Raw genomic sequence first — 16691 nt, 5'->3', positions numbered from 1 at the left:
GTGGGCGCGCGGCGGCGGCCCCCCCCGCTGCCCGCCCGGGTGGGGGGGCGGGGGGGGGGGCCGCCGGGCTACCGCCCCGCCCCCCGGACGGGGCCCCGTGGCGCGGCGCGCGGGCCGCGCGGGCCGCGCGGGCGCCGGCCCTTGAAGGCCCGGGGACCCGAGTACACCGGACCACAGAAGCGCCGGGCCAAGGCTGCACCGGACCGGGAGCGCCGGACTCAGGCAGCACCGGCCCGGGAGCGCCGGACCCGGGGGCATCGGCCCCAGGAGGCGTCGGTCCCAGGAGGAGCGCGTCAACTCCAGGAAAAGGAGGCGTCAGCTCCAGAAGACGTCTTCCTCGTCGATGTCCGCGGTGCACTGGTCGATATCGGTGATCTTGTTGCCGATGATCGTGAAGAAGAGCCCCTGGCGGATCTCGATACCGCGGTCACCGCGGTCGGCCCGGGCCGTGTGGAAACTCATCACGTGCCCCCGCCCGTCCGCCAGCACCGATTCCAGATCCACCTGGAAGGTGCCCTTCGTCTCCTCGCCGAGGCGGCGGAGGAGGGCGAGGACGTTCTCCCGCCCCTTGTGGTGCCCGGACAGCGGGTTGTTGCCGGGTACGTGGTGGATGACATCGGCCGTGAACAACGTGCTCATGGTCTCCATGTCGCCTTTGCCGAAGGCCTCGTAGCCGCGGCGGACCAGGGCACAGTCGGGATGCTCTGACATGGCGTTTCCTACCCTCCGGGTATGCAGGGAATGTCCTTTTCCTATCATCGGCCCGGCCTTGTGGATATTCCACGCGGGAGATCCGCCGCGAACTCCACAATGACGTCATGACCACTCACAGCGAACACCGCACACCCACCCTGTCGTGGACCGTGACCCCCGAACCGTTCACCACCCGGGACGCCACCGCCCTGCGCCGCGCGTACTACGCCGAGGTCGCCGGCCGGTACTGGAAAAGGCAGGTCACCGAGACCGAGATCGACCAAGGGCTGCTGGACTTCCCCGACGACGCGCTCGTCCCGCCGACGGGGCGGTTCGTCGTCGGCAGACTGGACGGCGAGCCCTTGGCGTGCGGCGGGTTCCGGCTGCTCGACCCCGTGACCGCCGAGCTCACCAAGGTGTACGTCGACCGGCGCGCCCGCGGCACCGGCGGCGGGGCGGCTCTGCTGAAGGTCCTGGAAACGGAGGCCCGTGCGCTCGGCGCCGAGCGGGTCCGGCTGGACACCCGGTCGGACCTCGTCGAGGCCCGGTCGCTGTACACGCGGCACGGGTATGCGGAAATACCGGCCTACAACTCCGGCCCGTACGCAGAGCACTGGTTCGAGAAGCACCTGGCGTGACCCAGCGCCCACGCCTCGGCGACGGGGCCGCGCACCGGCACGCCACCTGCTAGTGGGCGGCGTGGTCCCGCCGCGGCGAGGAGTCGTAGGGCTCCTCGGCGTCGGAACCGCACAGCTCCGCGTTGATCTGCTTCACCAGCTTCACCAGGTCGGTCGGCCGGTCCGGGCCCCACCAGTCACCGAGCAGCTCGGCGAGCGACTCCTGCCGGGCCTCGGCGAGCTTCGCGGCGCTCACGCGCCCCCGTTCGGTCAGAACCAGTGGCAGCCCGTCCCGGACGGCGAGCCCACGCTCCTCGATCTGGCGCGCGGCGTCCGTGACGACCTTCAGCGGCACATTGGTGCGCTCGGCGAGCATCGCGGGCTCCGCGGAGCCGTACCTCTTGATCCGCAGCAGCAGCCAGCTGGAGGCGGGCAGCAGGTCGTAACCCGCCTTCTCGGTGATCTTCTCGTAGACGTGCCGACGGCCCTCGCGGGTGCCGAGGACCGACAGCGCACGGGCGACCTCGTCGTGGGAGGAGCGTTGGACGGGGTTGGAGGCCAGGGTCTCCGTCACATCGGGGGCGGTGACCGAGGCACGCAGCTTGTCCTCCTTCAGGAACCAGGCGATCACGAAGGCGATCAGGACGATCGGCACCGCGTAGAGGAACACGTCGGTGATGGCGGTGGCGTAGGCGTCGAGCACCTGTGGCTGGAGATCGGCGGGAAGCGCGGCGATGGCCCGCGGGTCTGCCTCCAGCTGCGCGACGCTCGCACCGGCCGGCAGCGTGACGCCCGCGAGGGAAGCGGCCAGCTTGTCGTCGAGCTGATGGGTGAAGACCGTACCGAAGATGGCGACGCCGAAGGAGGCGCCGATGGAGCGGAAGAAGGTGGCACCGGAGGTGGCGACACCGAGGTCGGCGTAGCTGACCGCGTTCTGCACCACCAGGACGAGCACCTGCATCACCAGGCCGAGTCCGGCACCGAAGACGAAGAAGTAGACGCTCATCTCCCAGGTGGAGCTGGTGCGGTGCAATTGGTGCAGGAGGAGCAGGCCCAGCGCGGTCACCGCCGTGCCCGCGATGGGGAAGACCTTCCAGCGCCCGGTCCGGCTGACGATCTGACCGGAGGCGGTCGAGGTGATCAGCATGCCCAACACCATCGGCAGCATGTGGACGCCGGACATGGTGGGTGAGACGCCCTGGACGACCTGGAGGAAGGTCGGCAGGTAGACCATCGCGCCGAACATCGCGAAGCCGACGACGAAGCTGATCGCCGAGCAGAGGGTGAAGGTGCGGATGCGGAACAGACCGAGCGGCAGGACGGGTTCGGCGGCCTTGCGCTCCACGAGGAGGAAGCCGGCGAGCAGTACGGCACCGAGGACGGCGACGCCGATGATCCGGGCCGAGCCCCAGCCCCAGGTGCCGCCGAGGGAGGCGACGAGTACGAGACAGGTGGCGACGCAGGCGATGAGGAAGGTGCCGAGGTAGTCGATGGTGTGTTTCGAGGAGCGCGCCGGGATGTGCAGGACGGCGGCGATGACGACGAGCGCGACGAGACCGATGGGAAGGTTGATGTAGAAGACCCAGCGCCACGACAGGTTGTCCACGAACACGCCGCCCAGCAGCGGGCCCAGCACGCTGGTCGCACCGAAGACGCCACCGAAGAGGCCCTGGTACCTGCCCCGCTCGCGCGGCGGGACGATGTCGCCGACGATCGCCATCGACAGCACGATCAGTCCTCCGCCGCCCAGGCCCTGCAGGGCGCGGAAGCCGATGAGCTGGGGCATGTCCTGGGCGATCCCGCACAGTGCCGACCCGATGAGGAAGAGGACGATGGCGTACTGGAAGAGCTTCTTGCGTCCGTACTGGTCGCCGAGCTTGCCCCACAGCGGGGTGGCGGCGGTGGAGGCGAGCATGTAGGCGGTGACGACCCAGGACAGGTGCGCCATGCCGCCGAGGTCGCTGACGATGGTCGGCAGGGCGGTGGAGACGATGGTCTGGTCGAGTGCGGCGATCAGCAGGCCCAGCAGCAGGGCTCCGATGGAGACGAGTACCTCGCGGGAGGTGTGCTCCGTGGCGGGGCCGGTCTTGTCCGGGTCCGGAACGGGGCCTGGGCCCTTCGCGGTCACATCCTGAGCCATCGATACCTCCTCAGGCGGATGAACATCTCCATCCTGAGCGGTGTGTCCGGTTATGGCCTCTCGGGCGGTTGGGTGGGCCCCTGCGGGTCTGCATAATCGCAGGCAATAGCCAGGGAGGGAGTCCAGTGAGCCGTCAGCACTGTCCAGAATGCGGCGCCGCCGGCGCAGGCTGCGGGTGCGTGCCGGGTGTGGGTTTCAACCCCTTGCGCATCCGCCCGTACGTGACCTTGCCCGACCCCGGCCAGCCGGACACCGCGGTGTCCCAGCAGCCGGTGTCCGGCGTGGTGACCCCGGACCCGGGCCCGGCGCCGGTGCCTGAGCCGGTGCAGGACGACACTCCGGCGTACGGGATACCCGTGCCGCCGCACGACGGGCCATGGCCTGCGGAGCCCGCCGCGCCCGGGTACGCGCCGAACCCCGCCGAGACGGTGCAGCTCCGGACGATCCCGGCAGCGGGCCACACCTACGGCGGCGAAGCGGGAGGGGGTGGGGGCGGGGGCGGGGGCCCGGAGAAGCGAACCGGCCCGGCCTCCCGAAAGCCACTCGCGCTGCTGATGGGCGCCGCGGCGGCGGTGGCCCTCAGCGGGACGGCCGTGGCGGTGTGGGCGCTCCCCAGTTCCACCGGGAGCGATGCCGCGCTGGTGGAGGCGAAGGCCTCGGCGTCGGCGCCCCTGACGAGCGCTGCCCCGGCCGTGAGCCCGTCTGGGACCGAGGGCAGCCCGTCCCGCTCGGCCTCCCCGTCGCCGAGCGCCTCGAAATCGGCGTCCCCGTCGCCGAGCGCCTCCCGCACATCGGCGCCGCCGTCCCCCAGCCCGTCCCCGAGCGCGAGCCGCTCCGCCGCCCCGCCGCCCGCGCAGGCCCCGATCCTGCGGCAGGGGGACTCGGGCGCGGAGGTGGAGAAGCTCCAGCGGCTGCTGGCGGCACAGGGCCTCTACCGGGGGAAGATCAACGGCCGGTTCGACTGGCGGGTGGAGGAGGCCGTGTCGGAGTTCCAGTACGACAGAGGCATCGACGATCAGGAGTGGGGCTTCTACGGGCCGGTGACCCGCAAGGCCCTGGAGGGATGAACGTCACAGGTCCGCTGGTGGCGCGGACCGCCCTTTGTTTTGTATCGTGAGGGAACAAAGTGGTTCCGTCCTCATTCCCTGACCGGTGGACGGAACCACTTGTTTCCTTTCCCGCCCCGTCTGGAGCCCCGCCGATGTCGGCCAGCACCACCACCGCACCCGTCGCCCTCACCGCCAAGGCCCTGCTCCTGGACATGGACGGCACGATCGTCAACTCCGACGCGGTGGTCGAACGCTGCTGGCGCGAGTGGGCGGTCTCCCACGGGCTGGACCCCCAGGCGGCCATGAAGGTGGTCCACGGCCGACAGGGCTACGCCACCATGGCCGTGCTTCTGCCGGAGCGCCCCATGGAGGTCAACCACGCCGAGAACGCGGTGATGCTGGCCCGCGAAACGGCCGACACCGACGGCGTGATCCCGGTGGCGGGCGCCCCGGAGTTCATGGCCGCCCTCGACGGCCTGCCGCACGCCCTGGTCACCTCCGCCGATACCGCCCTGGCCACGGCCCGGATGACCGCCGCCGCCCTGCCAATGCCCGGGATACGGGTCACGGCCGAGTCCGTCCAGGCCAGCAAGCCCGATCCCGAGGGCTTCCTCATGGGCGCCGCCGCGCTGGGCGTCGACCCGGCCGACTGCATCGTCTTCGAGGACTCGGCCGCGGGCATCACCGCGGGCCGGGCAGCGGGCATGCGCGTGATCGGCGTAGGCCCCCGCGCGGCCGCCCACGCCCCGACGGCCCATGTCCCGGACCTGACGGCACTCCATGTCACGACGACCCCGGACGGCTCGATCACCATCACGCTCCACCCGGCGGCCTGACCTCGAACGGGGTCCGCGGCGGCGAGGGCAGAGCGCGCGGGAGGTGGGAGCCGGCCGGGCAGCATCGCGACCTGGACGGCGGCTTCGATCGGCTGAGCCGGCCGGCCCGCACCGAGTCCTGGGGGATGGCTGCGGCGCGCCGAAGCCGCGCCGCACCTTCCCGACCGGCCGCCCGACTTCCGCGACCCGAACCGCCCCCGCATCGGCCGTCCCCGCCCGCCCCGCGGCCGCCCCGGACTCCGCCCCTACTGCCCCACTCGCCCGTCGATGCGTTCCCGCAGGAAGTCCGCGTGGCCGTTGTGGCGGGCGTACTCCTCGATCATGTGGACCAGCACCTCGCGGAGTTCCATCGGTTCGTCGTCGTGTCCGCCGCCACCCGTGACGTCCAGGCCGGGGGCCCGCGCCACGAGTTGGTCCGCGAAGGCGACCTCGGCGCGCCAGGTGGCCCACGCGTCCGCGACCACCGCCGGGTCTGCCACCGCGCCGGTGAACTCCCCCGCGCCGTCCTCCTCCGAACGGTAGTGCCGGCGTATCTCCTGGCCCGCCATGACCTGCCGGAACCAGTACTGTTCGACGCCGGCGAGGTGGCGTACGAGCCCCAGTAGGGACAGGTTGGACGGTTCCACCGAGCGCCGCGCGAGGGCCTCCGCGTCAAGGCCCGCGCACTTGAGTTCAAGCGTCAGGCGCTGGTCGCGCAGGTATCCGGTGAGCACGGCGCGCTCGCCCTGGAATCCGCCGTCGGTCCGGGTGTCCTCGTCGGGGTGGACGAACATGTTGGACCAGCCGAACTGCCGGTCCCCGGCGGACACCGCCGCAAGCACCGGCACGGGCGTGGGCGCCGGCACCGCCAGAGGCGCGGGTTCGATGAAAGGACTGGTGGAGGGTCGGACGGAGGGTCGGACGGGAGGGCGGACGGAGGGGCCGGTGGAGGCAGCGATGTCGGTCACGCGCACGAGCCTGACCTGTACGTTCTCGCCCCGCAAGGAAATATCCGCCACCCCGGGCGCCCTCCGCGACCCGGGCGGGGTCAGCCCGCTATCGCCTCGTACAGCGAGAACGCGGCCAGCGCGGCCATCACGGCAGCCGCGATCTTGGTGATCAGTCGCAGCGGCACGTACTTCATCAGGGTGCGCCCGCCCAGGATGCCGATGCCCGCGACCGCCCACAGGGCGAGCACGGCACCGATGCCGACCGAGACGGCGTCGTCGTACCGGGCGGCGAGGTTGGCGGTCATGATCTGGGTCAGGTCGCCGAACTCCGCCACCAGGATCAGCATGAAGCCCGCCCCGGAGACCTTCCAGAAGGACTGGTCGGCGGGCGGCTCGACCTCCTCGTCCCCGTCGTCCTTTTTCAGCAGCAGCATGGCCGCACCCAGGAGGAAGAGGATGCCGACGACGGCCTGGACGAGCCGGTGCGGGAGCAGCGTGAGGACGCTGCCTGCGGCGATGGCGAGTGCGACGTGTACGGCGAAGGCGGCTGCGACGCCCGCGAAGACGTAGGAGGCGCGGTAGCGCGTGCCGAGCATCAGGCCGGCGAGGGCCGTCTTGTCGGGGAGTTCGGCAAGGAAGACGACGCCGAAGGCGATCGCCGTGATGCTGAAGCTGAACACGGGGGTGAAACCTCGATCGGTCGGGCCGGGCGCCATCGGGACCGAGAGACCTGCAGTGTGTCAGGGGTCGCTTCGGCTCGGCGGCGCCCTGGCTATTGCGCGTGCGCGTACGAAACGCGCCTGCGCTGAACAGGACACTGCGGCCGAAGGTCTCGCTGGCCGACCGCTGTTCGCGGCCTGCCTCCGGGCGCCGGCTGGGGTGACCCAGCAGTATGTCGACGGTCCGGCGAAGAGCTACTCCCCTTCTGCTCCGATCAGGATACGCGACGCCCACGGGCGGCCGTCATGGGACTTTGGTCCCGCCTTGACCAGTCCGGACCTGACCTGGCCCGCCCCGCCCCGCCCCGCCCTGAGCCGTTGTGTCGCACTGGCGGCGGCCTCATACGCCTCCCCCGGCTGCGGAATGTCAACTTCCGATTAAATCCGGGGCGTTGAGCGCTTGATGTGACGTGCTCATGTCGCCAGGCTGTCACCTGGCGCCCATCCCTGCGATACCCGGCGCCGCCACGATGGCCACGCCCCGCCGGGGCCGCACGGCCACACCCCCCGCACCCAGGGAGCCCCTCATGGCACTCATACCCAGCATCTACGCGCGTCGAATTGGCGTGCTCGCGTCAGCAGCGGCGCTCGCCGCACTGACCTCCCTCCTCAACGCCCCCGCCGCCCAAGCCGCCCCGCCCACGCCCATCAGCGCCTCGGCCGCCCGCGCCTACCTGGCAACCGTCACCCCGAAGACCGAGGGGTCCACCAGCGGCTACAGCCGCGATCTGTTCCCCCACTGGAGCACCGTCTCCGGCAGCTGCAACACCCGTGAGACCGTCCTCAAGCGGGACGGCGTCAATGTCGTCCAGGACTCCGCCTGCGCCGCGGTGAGCGGAAGCTGGTATTCCGAGTACGACGGCGCCACGTGGACCGCCGCCTCCGACCTCGACATCGACCACCTCGTACCGCTCGCCGAGGCCTGGCGTTCCGGTGCCAACTCCTGGACCACGAGCAAGCGCCAGCAGTTCGCCAACGACCTCACCCGTCCGCAGCTCATCGCGGTCACCGACAACGTCAACCAGGCCAAGGGCGACCTCGACCCCGGCAAGTGGCTGCCCTCGCGCACTGCCTACCGTTGTACGTACGCACGCATGTGGGTCAATGTGAAGCAGTACTACGGTCTCAGCATGGACTCCGGCGAGAAGACGGCCCTGGTCAACATCCTGAACGGCTGCTGACCAAGCCGGCCGATCTTTCCCCCGTCAGGGGGAGGCGTGGCTCCCCCCACCCGTCGTACCGTGATCGAAGGGGCTACGAAGGAGGGGGAGTTACATGGCCGGACTGCGTCTGGGGCCGCTGCTGCGCCACGTCGACTGGGACACGGGCCGGTCGGCCACGATATGGGTCGAGGCGGACCGCCCGTGCACGGCCGAGGTGCGGTGCGCGGACGGGGCGGGCGGTCGTGCGCGCACCTTCCAGATAGCCGGGCACCACTATGCGCTGGTGCCGGTGACCGGCCTGACCCCGGGCGCGACCACGGCCTACGAGGTGCTGCTCGACGACCGGCCGGTGTGGCCGCTGCCGGAGAGCGGTTTCCCGCCGAGCACGATCACCGCTCCGGCCGTGACGGGCCCTGGCCGGTCCGGGCCCGGGCTGCGCGTGACCTTCGGTTCCTGCCGGCAGGCCGCGCCGCCTGCGGGCCGGCGCGGGCCGCACGGCGCGGACGCGCTCGACACCCTCGCGGCGCGGCTGGCCGCGGACCCGGAGGCGGTGCGCCCGGACGTCCTGCTGCTGCTCGGCGACCAGGTGTACGCGGACGCATTGTCGCGGGAGACCCGGGCGTGGCTCGCGGCCCGGCGGGATCTGCGGGAGCCGCCGGGTGCCCAGGTCGCGGACTACGAGGAGTACACCCGGCTCTACTACGAGTCCTGGCTCGACCCGGAGATCCGCTGGCTGCTGTCGACCGTCCCCAGCCTGCACATGTTCGATGACCACGACGTCATCGACGACTGGAACACGAGCGCGGCGTGGCTGGCGGAGATGCGGGCGACGCCGTGGTGGCGCGAGCGCGTCCTCAGCGGACTGATGTCGTACTGGGTGTACCAGCACCTGGGCAATCTGTCCCCCGCCGAGCTGGCGGCCGACGCGGTGTACGAGGCGGTGCGGCAGACCCCTGACGGTACGGACGTGCTGCAGGCGTTCGCGTCCGCGGCGGATGCCGATCCGGGCACGGTGCGCTGGAGCTACCGGCGCGACTTCGGCCGTACCCGGCTGCTGATGGTGGACACCCGGGCCGCGCGGGTGCTGGCCGAGGACGGGCGGGCGATGCTCGATCCGGCGGAGCAGCAGTGGCTGCGGGAGAACGCCCTGGCCGGGCGCGGTGGTTACGACCATCTGCTGATCGGATCCTCGCTGCCCTGGCTGATGCCGCCACTGATCCACGACGCCGAGACGTGGAACGCCGCGTTGTGCCGCGGGGATCGGGGGCCTCGGTGGGCGCGGATCGGGGAGGATCTGCGCCGGCGCAGCGATCTGGAGCACTGGGCGGCGTTCCCGGCTTCCTTCGAGGCGCTGACGGATCTGATCGAGGAGGTGGGGACGGGGCCGCGGGCGCCGGCGACGGTGTGCGTGCTGTCCGGGGACGTGCATCACGCGTATGTGGCCGAGCCTCGAATACCGAGTACGGCGCGGGTGTTCCAGCTGACGTGCTCGCCGGTTCACAATTCCATCCATACCGCGGTGAAGTGGGGTTTCCGGCTGGGCTGGTCCCGGACGGGGCGGTGGCTGGGGCGCGGTTTCTCCCTGCACGGGCGGACGGGGCGGCCGCCGCTGAACTGGCGGCGTACGGGCGGGCCGTGGTTCGGGAATCAGCTGATGACGCTGGCTCTGTCGGGGCGGACGGCCCGGCTGCGGCTGGACCAGGCGCGCAAGAAGCGGGAGGGGGCCGTGCTGGTGACGGTGCTGGACCGGGAGCTCACGGCGGCGGAGTAGGGGACACGGCGGGCTCCGGCGGTGCGGGGCGCGATGGGACTGGGCGTGGCGCCGATACGGGAGTCGTCCTGGGCGGGCGCACCGTCGTGGACGGGCGCACCGGGCGGGCGCACCGGGCGGGCGCCCCGGGCATCCGGGAGGTGAGCACCGGGCGTACGCTGTCTGGCTGTCAAGCCGCTCCTGCCGCTCCCCGCGACGTCGCGGCGCTTCGTGTCGCTTCATGTCGCTTCGGCTTCGTGTCGCAGCACGTCAACCGGACTGGGGAGTCCCGCTTTGTTTGAGACGCTGGGATCGCTGACCGCGAGCCCATGGATCTACGCCCTCGTGGCGCTGTCCATCGTGCTCGACGTCTTCCTCCCGGTGCTCCCGAGCGGGGTCCTTGTGATCACCGCGGCGGCGGCCGCGGCGGCCGCCGGGGCGGCGGGCCCGGTGCCGGTGCCGGTGCCCGAACAGGTGCCGGACATCCTGCTCCTGCTCGTGATCGCGACGACCGCGTCGGTACTGGGAGACATGGCGGCGTTCCGGCTCGGCCGGCGCGGTGGAGCCCGGCTGGACCGGGCCATCGCCCGCTCCCGCCGGCTGACCCGGGCCCATGAGCGCCTCGGCACTGCCCTGGCCCGCGGTGGCGGCGCCCTGGTGGTCATCGCCCGCTTCGCCCCGGCGGGACGCTCGGTGGTGTCCCTGGGCGCGGGCAAGACCCAGCGCAAGGTGGCGGAGTTCCTGCCCTGGTCGGTCCTGGCGGGTATGGCCTGGGCCGGTTACAGCGTGGCCCTCGGCTACTTCGGTACGCAGTGGCTGGGCACCCAGTGGCTCGGCACCGCCCTCTCGGTGGTCGCCCTCTTCGCCGCGGGCGCCCTGGCGGCCTTCCTCGTCCGCCGTCCGCCGCCGGCCGCGCCGACGGTGGCTTAGGCGGGCTGCGCTCCCCGGGCCCTCCCCCGGGCGGAGCAGTGGCTCACCCGTTCACCCGGCCCCGATCGCCGCGCCCGGGCTGGGCTCCTAGCGTCCACAGCACGGTGCGCAACCGAATGCGCGTCACATCCGTGGCCAGGCCGCGCCGTTTCGACGAGCCGAGGAGTCCTCTCCATGCCCGCCAAACCGCCCGCCGCACCGCCCACAGCAGCACGCCGACTGATGACCGTCGCGGCCGCGACCCTCATCGCCGCCGCCGCCGCTCCCGCCACGCTCGCGTACGCCTTCCCCTCCGCCGCCGTATCCCCCACCGCTGTCGCCCCGGGCGGCCGGGTCACGCTCAGTGTCACGGGATGTGGAACGCAGGTCGCCCGTGTCACGTCGACCGCCTTCGGTGAGACCCGGCTGACCCCGGGCAACCAGGCGGCCGTCGGCCTCATCGGCAGCGCCACCGTCTTCAACAACGCCACCCCGGGCGCGCACCGCGTCGTCTTCGAGTGCGGCGGCCCCGGCGGCGAGCGGGTCACCCTGTCGCTGCAGGTCACCACGGGTGCTGCGCGGGGTGGGACGGGTGGCAGCATCGGATCGATGAGCCCGGGGCAGATCGTCCTCGGCAGCGCCCTCGCCGCGGGCGCGCTGGGCGCGGGAGTGTGGGTGATGCGCCGCCGCGCCGCAGCCTCGTAAGCCTGGTCCGGGTCATGCCGGGGCGGCCTGCCCCCGTACGTGCACCCCGTCGAGCAGCGCCGCGGTGGCTTCGGCGACGGCGTCCACCGCCGCCTCGAACACCTCGCGGTTGTGCGCGGCGGGTGCCCGGAACCCGGACACCTTCCGTACGTACTGCAGGGCGGCGGCGCGGATCTCTTCCTCGGTCGCCTTCTCGGGGATGGCGGGCGGGCGCAGAGTCTTAATGGAACGGCACATACCCCTACTATCCCGCTAGCGGGGCAGCTCGGCCCCGGAAAGTTTCATGATCAAACCGGCTTGGAGGCGGGCTCTCAGCCCCGGGTCCTCGACCGTGTCCAGCAGCTCGATGGCCTGCCGGGTCGCCTCGGCGGCCCGCCGGTCGTCGCGCAGCGAGGCGGTCTGGTACGCCATGTGCTTGAGCGCGATGTCGGCCCGCCGGTGGAAGAGCTGCCCGATGAGGGTGACGACCAGCCCCGCCGAGCTCGTGACGATCCCCAGGTACAGCTCCCCGCCGCCCTCGGCCTTCCAGACGGCCAGACCGACCCCGAAGAGCAGGATCGCCGCCCCGACCCCGGCGAACCGCTGGCTGGTCGCGAAGCTGCTGCGCGCCTGGGTCAGTCCGTAGGCGTAGTACTCGACAAGAATCGGCGTGAACTCGTCCCGGCGCTCTCCGGCGTGCTGCACCCCTCCGACGTCCTGGAACTTTCCCCCGCCGGGCGGGGCGGCCGGCCGTTCCTCCGGCTCGGCGACAGCCGCCAGCAGTCGCGCCCGCTCCTCGTCCCGCTTCCGCTCGAACAGCACCCCCCGGGACCGCTCCATCAGCGCCAGTGCCACGGCGACCACGGCCACGACCAACCCACCCCACGCGAGCTCGCCCATCCCCCGACGATCCCACGCCCCGAACCGGCGGCCAAGAGAGCGCCCGTCGCCCCAAATGCGGATGAACAGCACTAAACCTAGACTGACCGAGGCATGCACCTGTCGCCGACGAGGGAGATCATGACCATGGCCAAGCGAGGCAACAAGCGTCGGGCCCGCAAGAAGAAGAAGGCGAACCACGGCAAGCGCCCGAACGCCTGAACCCGAAAGACCCCCGACCGCGAGCGGCCGGGGGTCTTCGCGGTTCACTTCTTCTTCCGGAGCTCCCGCATCTTCGCTTCGGCTTCCTTCTTCTTCCGCTGCGCCACTCCGTAGCCGGACCAGCCGCCCTGGTGCAACTGACACCGAGAGCTGTCGACGATCGCGGGCTTGGTACACGGACGCCCTTGGGCCGTCCGAGCCCCACACCTGGGCCGAGTCACGCTGCCCCCTCCTCCGACACGATGACGGACCACGGAATGCTCTCGCCCGCCGCGCGCTCCGGAAGGCGCAGAAGCATGCGGACGGAAGCACAGGCGGCAGCAGTGCGGCGCGGCAACTGGTCCCTGCCTACTCCTCGTCGCGCCGCCAGGGCCGGTCGCCGGGGTTCAGCAGCGTTTCAGGGGGCCGGCCGTCGGCCCGCCGTTGAGCGGCGGTGGACGCTCCGACGAACAGGATCATCAGCCCGCCGAGCACGCACAGTGGCCATGCCACGAACCATCCGACGATGAGGAGCAGAAGCCCCACGGCAAGCAGTCCCCGGGCCTGCCCAGTCCGGGCTTTGCTGATCCGCCATCCGTGCTCCTTCGATCGTGGTCGCACACGGTACGCGAGCTGCCCTGCCCTCGCCGCGTAACGCCCCACTCGGCCTTCGGGCCGGGAGGGGGCATTCGTTCGTCCGACGACCGGTCCGGCGGGGGGCGCCTGGCGGCCGCGTCCGTCAAGGGGCCAATCCCAGGCTTCGATCAGGCTCCCGCCGGCCTGAAACCAGCCGTTCTGGCCGTCATTTATTCTCTCCCCCTGCCTGACCATCACGAACACGACCGCGCGCGGCGCCTGCAAGCCCGACGATGCCTGATCGTTCGCGCGGACACCGGGAGCCAACTGTCGACCGTCCTCCCGGGCACCCGGCTACGCCTCAGACGACGACCTTCTCGGCAACCGCTCGTTGAGGGAACGGCAGATCCCAGTGAACACCTCCGAGCGGTGTGCTGAAACCTGTGATCCGTCGCATGATCCCCAAAGCTTCACGCTCGGCATCCTAAGCAGGCCAGTGGGCCCGCGTTGCGGCGACGACGGGTACGGCGTGATGTAACAACGTCCGTCCAGATCCAGCCCATTGATTCGCTCAGGACTCCGTACGGGGGTCACCGACGGTGGCGACGAAGCCGTATTGCGCCTTCCGGCACCGGACTGCCCCGGAGTATCGATCCAAGGGGCCACCCTCGGCATCCTCCGCACCGACAAGCCCGAGCCCGAGCCCGAGCCCGTCGAGCATGCGCCGCTCGCCGGCGCCGCGCCCGTTGCCGTCAGGCAGTACATGCCGAAGGCCCCCAACCATGATCGGTTGGGGGCCTTCGTGCTGGTGGGCGCGGACGGTTTCGAACCGCCGACATCTGCTTTGTAAGAGCAGCGCTCTACCCCTGAGCTACGCACCCGTGGATGAGTGGACAGCCTACATGGCGGGCACACCCCCCACGCAAACCCGTTCGCGTGGGAGAGAATGGACCGGGGGCATGGCGGACGCGGTACGGGAGAGGGATTGTGACGACGGCATCCCGGCGGTGGTTCGGCGGGCGGGACGAGAGTCGGCGGGCGGATGCGCAGGCGGCGAAGGATGCCGCCGCGGCGGCGTTCTACGAGCTGGACACGGCGCAGCGGGATCTGCGGATCTCGATCGAGACGATCGCCGCGGCGGACGGGTCGCCCGCCGCGCGGCAGGCGACCGAAGGTTTCGCCGCACTGGGGCGGCGGATCGACGAGGTCAGTCACGTCTACATCGAGGCGGTCGACGCGCACGACCTGGACCGGGCGGAGTTGGAGGCCTCGGTCGCCACGCGCGCGCGGGAGCAGCTGACCCGGGCCCGGGACGAGCTGGTGCGGGTCCAGGGGGAGCTGGAGCGGTTCGCGCAGGGGCTACAGCCGCTGCTGGACAAGGCCGAGACGCAGCTCGCACGTGTGGCGCCGGCCCGGGAGCGGGCCAGGGCCGCGCTGCTCGGGGCGAGTGACGCGCTGGACGCGGTGCGGGCGAAGGGGATACGGGCCGATGACCTGGCGGCGCGGCTGGCGGCGCTCGGCCCGGAGCTGACCAAGCTGAACCAGGGGGCGGCCCAGCACGGCGTGCAGGAGACGGTGCAGCGTGCCGACCGGATCCTGCGGGACGCGGAGGCCGTACGGGCCGAGGCGGCGCGGCTGCCCGAGCGGGCGGCGGAGATCGACCGGCGGCTGGTGAGTCTGCGGACGCTGGCGCAGGCGTTGCGCAACCGGGCGGACCGGGTGGATCCGGTGCTCAGTGAGCTGCGGCGGCGGTTCAGTGCGGCCTGCTGGCAGGACCTGCAGCACGTGCCGGACGAGGCGGTACGGGACGTGGCGCGGGCCGAGGAGCAGCTGCGGGAGGCCGGCCGGGCCCGGGAGGAGCAGCGCTGGGCCGACGTCGGGGCGCTGATCGAGGCGGTCCGGGGCTCGCTGGACGCGACGGACGAGGCGGTGTCGGCAGCGCAGGACCGGCTGACGCGGCTGGAGGCGGTGGCGCGGGATCCGCAGGCGGAGGTGGACCGGACGCGTTTCGCGATCCGGGACGCGCAGCGGCTGGCGATGGCCGGGCGCAGTGTGCCGGATCCGCAGCACGCGCGGCCGTTGGACGATGCGGTGGCGCGGGTGGCCCGGGCGCTTTCGGCCCTGGAGGAGCGGCATCCGGACTACTGGGCGTTCCTGCTGGAGATGGCGGACGTACGGGCTTCCGTGAACCGGGTGGTGACCGGGATCCGGGCCGAGCGCGGGCACGCCTGAGGGCTGGCTGTCCCGTCATCCCCGGTGGGATCCCGCGCACGGCGGGCGGATGCGGTGCGTCGCCAAAGGCGGCGGGGCGCCCTACCGGGCGTACCGGGCTTGCGGTGGGTCGCAAAGGCGGCCTGGCCCCCGTACCGGGCAGGGCTTGCCTGCGGTGCGTCGCAAGGGCGGCGGGCGCCCCCTACCGGACATATTCGGGCGGTTCGGCAATGCGGTGGCGAGGTGCCGTGGCTTTGGCCGCCCTCGGGCCGTCGATCGGGGCCGGTGGGGCCCGTGCCGGGTGTCGCGGTCCGGGCGTGATCGGCGGGAGGCGGACCGGGCGCTTCCGGCGCCCCCGGCGTGCATCCGGTTGTTTCCGGGCGTCCTGCGGCGGATGCTGAGAGGTGCCGGGAACGGACCAGAGGAGGGCACCATGGCTGCCCACGCCTACAAGAAGCCTCCTGTGACCCATGAGCCCTATGTGGCTCATGCGGCGTACGGGTGCACGGAACCGCACGAGCACTACGCGCCCTACATCGCCCATGCGCCCGATCCCGACGCGCCCGCTCCGCCGCACCTGGCGGACACGCTCTCCCGGCGCATGGGACGGGCGCTGCATCCCGTCAACGCGCAGCTCGACGATCATCTGCCCACCGACCACAAGCTCGGCCAGGTGTACCGGGTCGGGGCGGGGCTGACGGGTCTGCTGCTGGTCGTGTTCGGCATCCTGGGGCTGGTCGATCAGATCGGGTTCTTCGACACCGGTGGGGACACGGTGCTCGCCCTGAACACCAACGGGGCGCTGAGCGTCCTGTCGATCTGCATCGGCGGGCTGCTGATGTGCGGGATGGTGGTGGGCGGAACCTTCGCCTCGACCCTGAACATCGTGCTGGGCGTGCTGTTCATCGCGAGCGGGTTCGTGAATCTCGCGCTGCTGGACACGGAGCTGAATTTCCTGGCCTTCAGGATCCAGAACGTGCTGTTCAGCTTCGTGGTCGGCGTGATGCTGATGTGGTTCGGCATGTACGGGCGGGTGGGCAGCGCCCTGCCGCACGACAATCCGTACTGGCGGGCCCGCCACCCCGAGCAGGCGGCGCGGGAGGACCGGGCGCGCCGGGTCGGGACGGACGAGAGTCGCGTAGCGCGCGGCGCCCGGGCGCGCTTAGCCTGTGCGCATGCCTCGATACGATTACCGCTGCCGGACCTGCGACGACACCTTTGAGGTCAGCCGGCCCATGGCCGAGTCCTCCGCGCCCGCCGACTGCCCGGCGGGGCACTCCGACACCGTGAAGCTGCTGTCCGCCGTCGCCGTGGGCGGGACGAGTAGCAGTGCCC

The 16691-nt window shown here is 71.7% G+C and carries 20 protein-coding genes and 1 tRNA gene; 12 read left to right on the top strand and 9 right to left on the bottom strand.

The genetic code is table 11. From position 1 onward, the window contains the following. Positions 1 to 315: 315 nt before the first annotated feature. Entirely contained in the window at positions 316 to 711 is a 396-nt protein-coding gene (locus ACWGIU_RS09110) for a nuclear transport factor 2 family protein (protein WP_453703853.1), read from the bottom strand. A gap of 107 nt (positions 712 to 818) precedes the next feature. Here ACWGIU_RS09110 and ACWGIU_RS09105 point away from each other — a divergent pair, with 107 nt between their 5' ends. Beyond that, positions 819 to 1331, top strand: a complete 513-nt coding sequence (locus tag ACWGIU_RS09105; protein WP_453703851.1) for a GNAT family N-acetyltransferase — start codon at positions 819 to 821, stop codon at positions 1329 to 1331. Positions 1332 to 1380: 49 nt separating this feature from the next. Here ACWGIU_RS09105 and ACWGIU_RS09100 read toward each other — a convergent pair whose 3' ends face one another. Continuing rightward, a complete protein-coding gene (locus tag ACWGIU_RS09100; RefSeq protein WP_453703849.1) occupies positions 1381 to 3450 on the bottom strand; it encodes a DHA2 family efflux MFS transporter permease subunit in 2070 nt (689 codons plus the stop codon). A gap of 221 nt (positions 3451 to 3671) precedes the next feature. Between ACWGIU_RS09100 and ACWGIU_RS09095 the strand changes: the two genes are divergently transcribed. Together ACWGIU_RS09095 and ACWGIU_RS09090 are read left to right on the top strand one after the other, a co-directional pair. After that, positions 3672 to 4517 carry a peptidoglycan-binding protein gene (locus ACWGIU_RS09095; RefSeq protein ID WP_453703847.1) on the top strand — a complete coding sequence of 282 codons (846 nt, stop codon included), beginning with the start codon at positions 3672 to 3674 and terminating at the stop codon, positions 4515 to 4517. Between the two features lie 134 nt (positions 4518 to 4651). Next, a complete protein-coding gene (locus ACWGIU_RS09090; RefSeq protein WP_453703845.1) occupies positions 4652 to 5335 on the top strand; it encodes an HAD-IA family hydrolase in 684 nt (227 codons plus the stop codon). 245 nt (positions 5336 to 5580) lie between these two features. Here ACWGIU_RS09090 and ACWGIU_RS09085 read toward each other — a convergent pair whose 3' ends face one another. Both ACWGIU_RS09085 and ACWGIU_RS09080 read right to left on the bottom strand, forming a co-directional pair. Further along, positions 5581 to 6108, bottom strand: a complete 528-nt coding sequence (locus ACWGIU_RS09085; RefSeq protein ID WP_453703861.1) for a DinB family protein — start codon at positions 6106 to 6108, stop codon at positions 5581 to 5583. A 254-nt stretch (positions 6109 to 6362) separates the two neighbouring features. Further along, positions 6363 to 6980 (bottom strand): TMEM165/GDT1 family protein, encoded by a 618-nt coding sequence (locus ACWGIU_RS09080; protein WP_453703843.1) that lies wholly within the window; start codon positions 6978 to 6980, stop codon positions 6363 to 6365. 539 nt (positions 6981 to 7519) lie between these two features. On the opposite strand from ACWGIU_RS09080, the gene ACWGIU_RS09075 reads away from it, so the two are divergent. The 4 genes from ACWGIU_RS09075 (at position 7520) to ACWGIU_RS09060 (ending at position 11510) form a co-directional block, all read left to right on the top strand. Beyond that, positions 7520 to 8164 carry an HNH endonuclease family protein gene (locus tag ACWGIU_RS09075; protein ID WP_453703859.1) on the top strand — a complete coding sequence of 215 codons (645 nt, stop codon included), beginning with the start codon at positions 7520 to 7522 and terminating at the stop codon, positions 8162 to 8164. Positions 8165 to 8258: 94 nt separating this feature from the next. Then, complete coding sequence (locus ACWGIU_RS09070; RefSeq protein ID WP_453703840.1) at positions 8259 to 9917, top strand: alkaline phosphatase D family protein; 1659 nt, start codon at positions 8259 to 8261, stop codon at positions 9915 to 9917. Positions 9918 to 10190: 273 nt separating this feature from the next. Then, the gene (locus ACWGIU_RS09065) at positions 10191 to 10826 is read left to right on the top strand and encodes a DedA family protein (RefSeq protein ID WP_453703838.1); all 636 of its coding nucleotides are present in this window, start codon (positions 10191 to 10193) and stop codon (positions 10824 to 10826) included. A gap of 174 nt (positions 10827 to 11000) precedes the next feature. Then, a complete protein-coding gene (locus ACWGIU_RS09060; RefSeq protein ID WP_453703836.1) occupies positions 11001 to 11510 on the top strand; it encodes a hypothetical protein in 510 nt (169 codons plus the stop codon). A gap of 12 nt (positions 11511 to 11522) precedes the next feature. On the opposite strand, the gene ACWGIU_RS09055 is transcribed toward ACWGIU_RS09060, so the two are convergent. Beyond that, positions 11523 to 11747, bottom strand: a complete 225-nt coding sequence (locus ACWGIU_RS09055; RefSeq protein ID WP_030389450.1) for a DUF2277 domain-containing protein — start codon at positions 11745 to 11747, stop codon at positions 11523 to 11525. Positions 11748 to 11762: 15 nt separating this feature from the next. Continuing rightward, on the bottom strand, positions 11763 to 12389 hold the full coding sequence (locus ACWGIU_RS09050; RefSeq protein ID WP_453703834.1) for a TRADD-N-associated membrane domain-containing protein: 627 nt from the start codon (positions 12387 to 12389) through the stop codon (positions 11763 to 11765). 126 nt (positions 12390 to 12515) lie between these two features. Between ACWGIU_RS09050 and ACWGIU_RS09045 the strand changes: the two genes are divergently transcribed. Beyond that, positions 12516 to 12590: a 50S ribosomal protein bL37 gene (locus tag ACWGIU_RS09045; protein WP_100661309.1), complete on the top strand. Its 75-nt coding sequence runs from the start codon at positions 12516 to 12518 to the stop codon at positions 12588 to 12590. Positions 12591 to 12634: 44 nt separating this feature from the next. Here ACWGIU_RS09045 and ACWGIU_RS09040 read toward each other — a convergent pair whose 3' ends face one another. Together ACWGIU_RS09040 and ACWGIU_RS09035 are read right to left on the bottom strand one after the other, a co-directional pair. Next, positions 12635 to 12811, bottom strand: a complete 177-nt coding sequence (locus ACWGIU_RS09040) for an HGGxSTG domain-containing protein (protein ID WP_453703832.1) — start codon at positions 12809 to 12811, stop codon at positions 12635 to 12637. Between the two features lie 127 nt (positions 12812 to 12938). Further along, positions 12939 to 13115: a hypothetical protein gene (locus ACWGIU_RS09035; protein WP_453703830.1), complete on the bottom strand. Its 177-nt coding sequence runs from the start codon at positions 13113 to 13115 to the stop codon at positions 12939 to 12941. Between the two features lie 592 nt (positions 13116 to 13707). Here ACWGIU_RS09035 and ACWGIU_RS09030 point away from each other — a divergent pair. After that, entirely contained in the window at positions 13708 to 13995 is a 288-nt protein-coding gene (locus ACWGIU_RS09030) for a DUF6959 family protein (protein ID WP_453703857.1), read from the top strand. Here ACWGIU_RS09030 and ACWGIU_RS09025 read toward each other — a convergent pair. Beyond that, positions 13952 to 14026 (bottom strand) — tRNA-Val (locus ACWGIU_RS09025). The two genes, ACWGIU_RS09030 and ACWGIU_RS09025, sit on opposite strands and share 44 nt — an antisense overlap. Positions 14027 to 14030: 4 nt before the next feature. Between ACWGIU_RS09025 and ACWGIU_RS09020 the strand changes: the two genes are divergently transcribed. The 3 genes from ACWGIU_RS09020 to ACWGIU_RS09010 all read left to right on the top strand — a co-directional run. After that, positions 14031 to 15377, top strand: coding sequence for a hypothetical protein (locus tag ACWGIU_RS09020; RefSeq protein ID WP_453703828.1), 1347 nt, complete (start codon positions 14031 to 14033; stop codon positions 15375 to 15377). 412 nt (positions 15378 to 15789) lie between these two features. Then, positions 15790 to 16578 carry a DUF4383 domain-containing protein gene (locus tag ACWGIU_RS09015; protein ID WP_453703826.1) on the top strand — a complete coding sequence of 263 codons (789 nt, stop codon included), beginning with the start codon at positions 15790 to 15792 and terminating at the stop codon, positions 16576 to 16578. After that, positions 16532 to 16691 (top strand): FmdB family zinc ribbon protein (locus ACWGIU_RS09010; protein WP_453703855.1); only part of this gene is annotated, 160 nt, incomplete at its 3' end. The genes ACWGIU_RS09015 and ACWGIU_RS09010, both read left to right, overlap by 47 nt.

Source organism: Streptomyces sp. NPDC054840 (assembly GCF_053611065.1).
The sequence above is the reverse complement of the archived record's forward strand: the minus strand, read 5'-3'. Positions and strand labels throughout refer to the sequence as shown.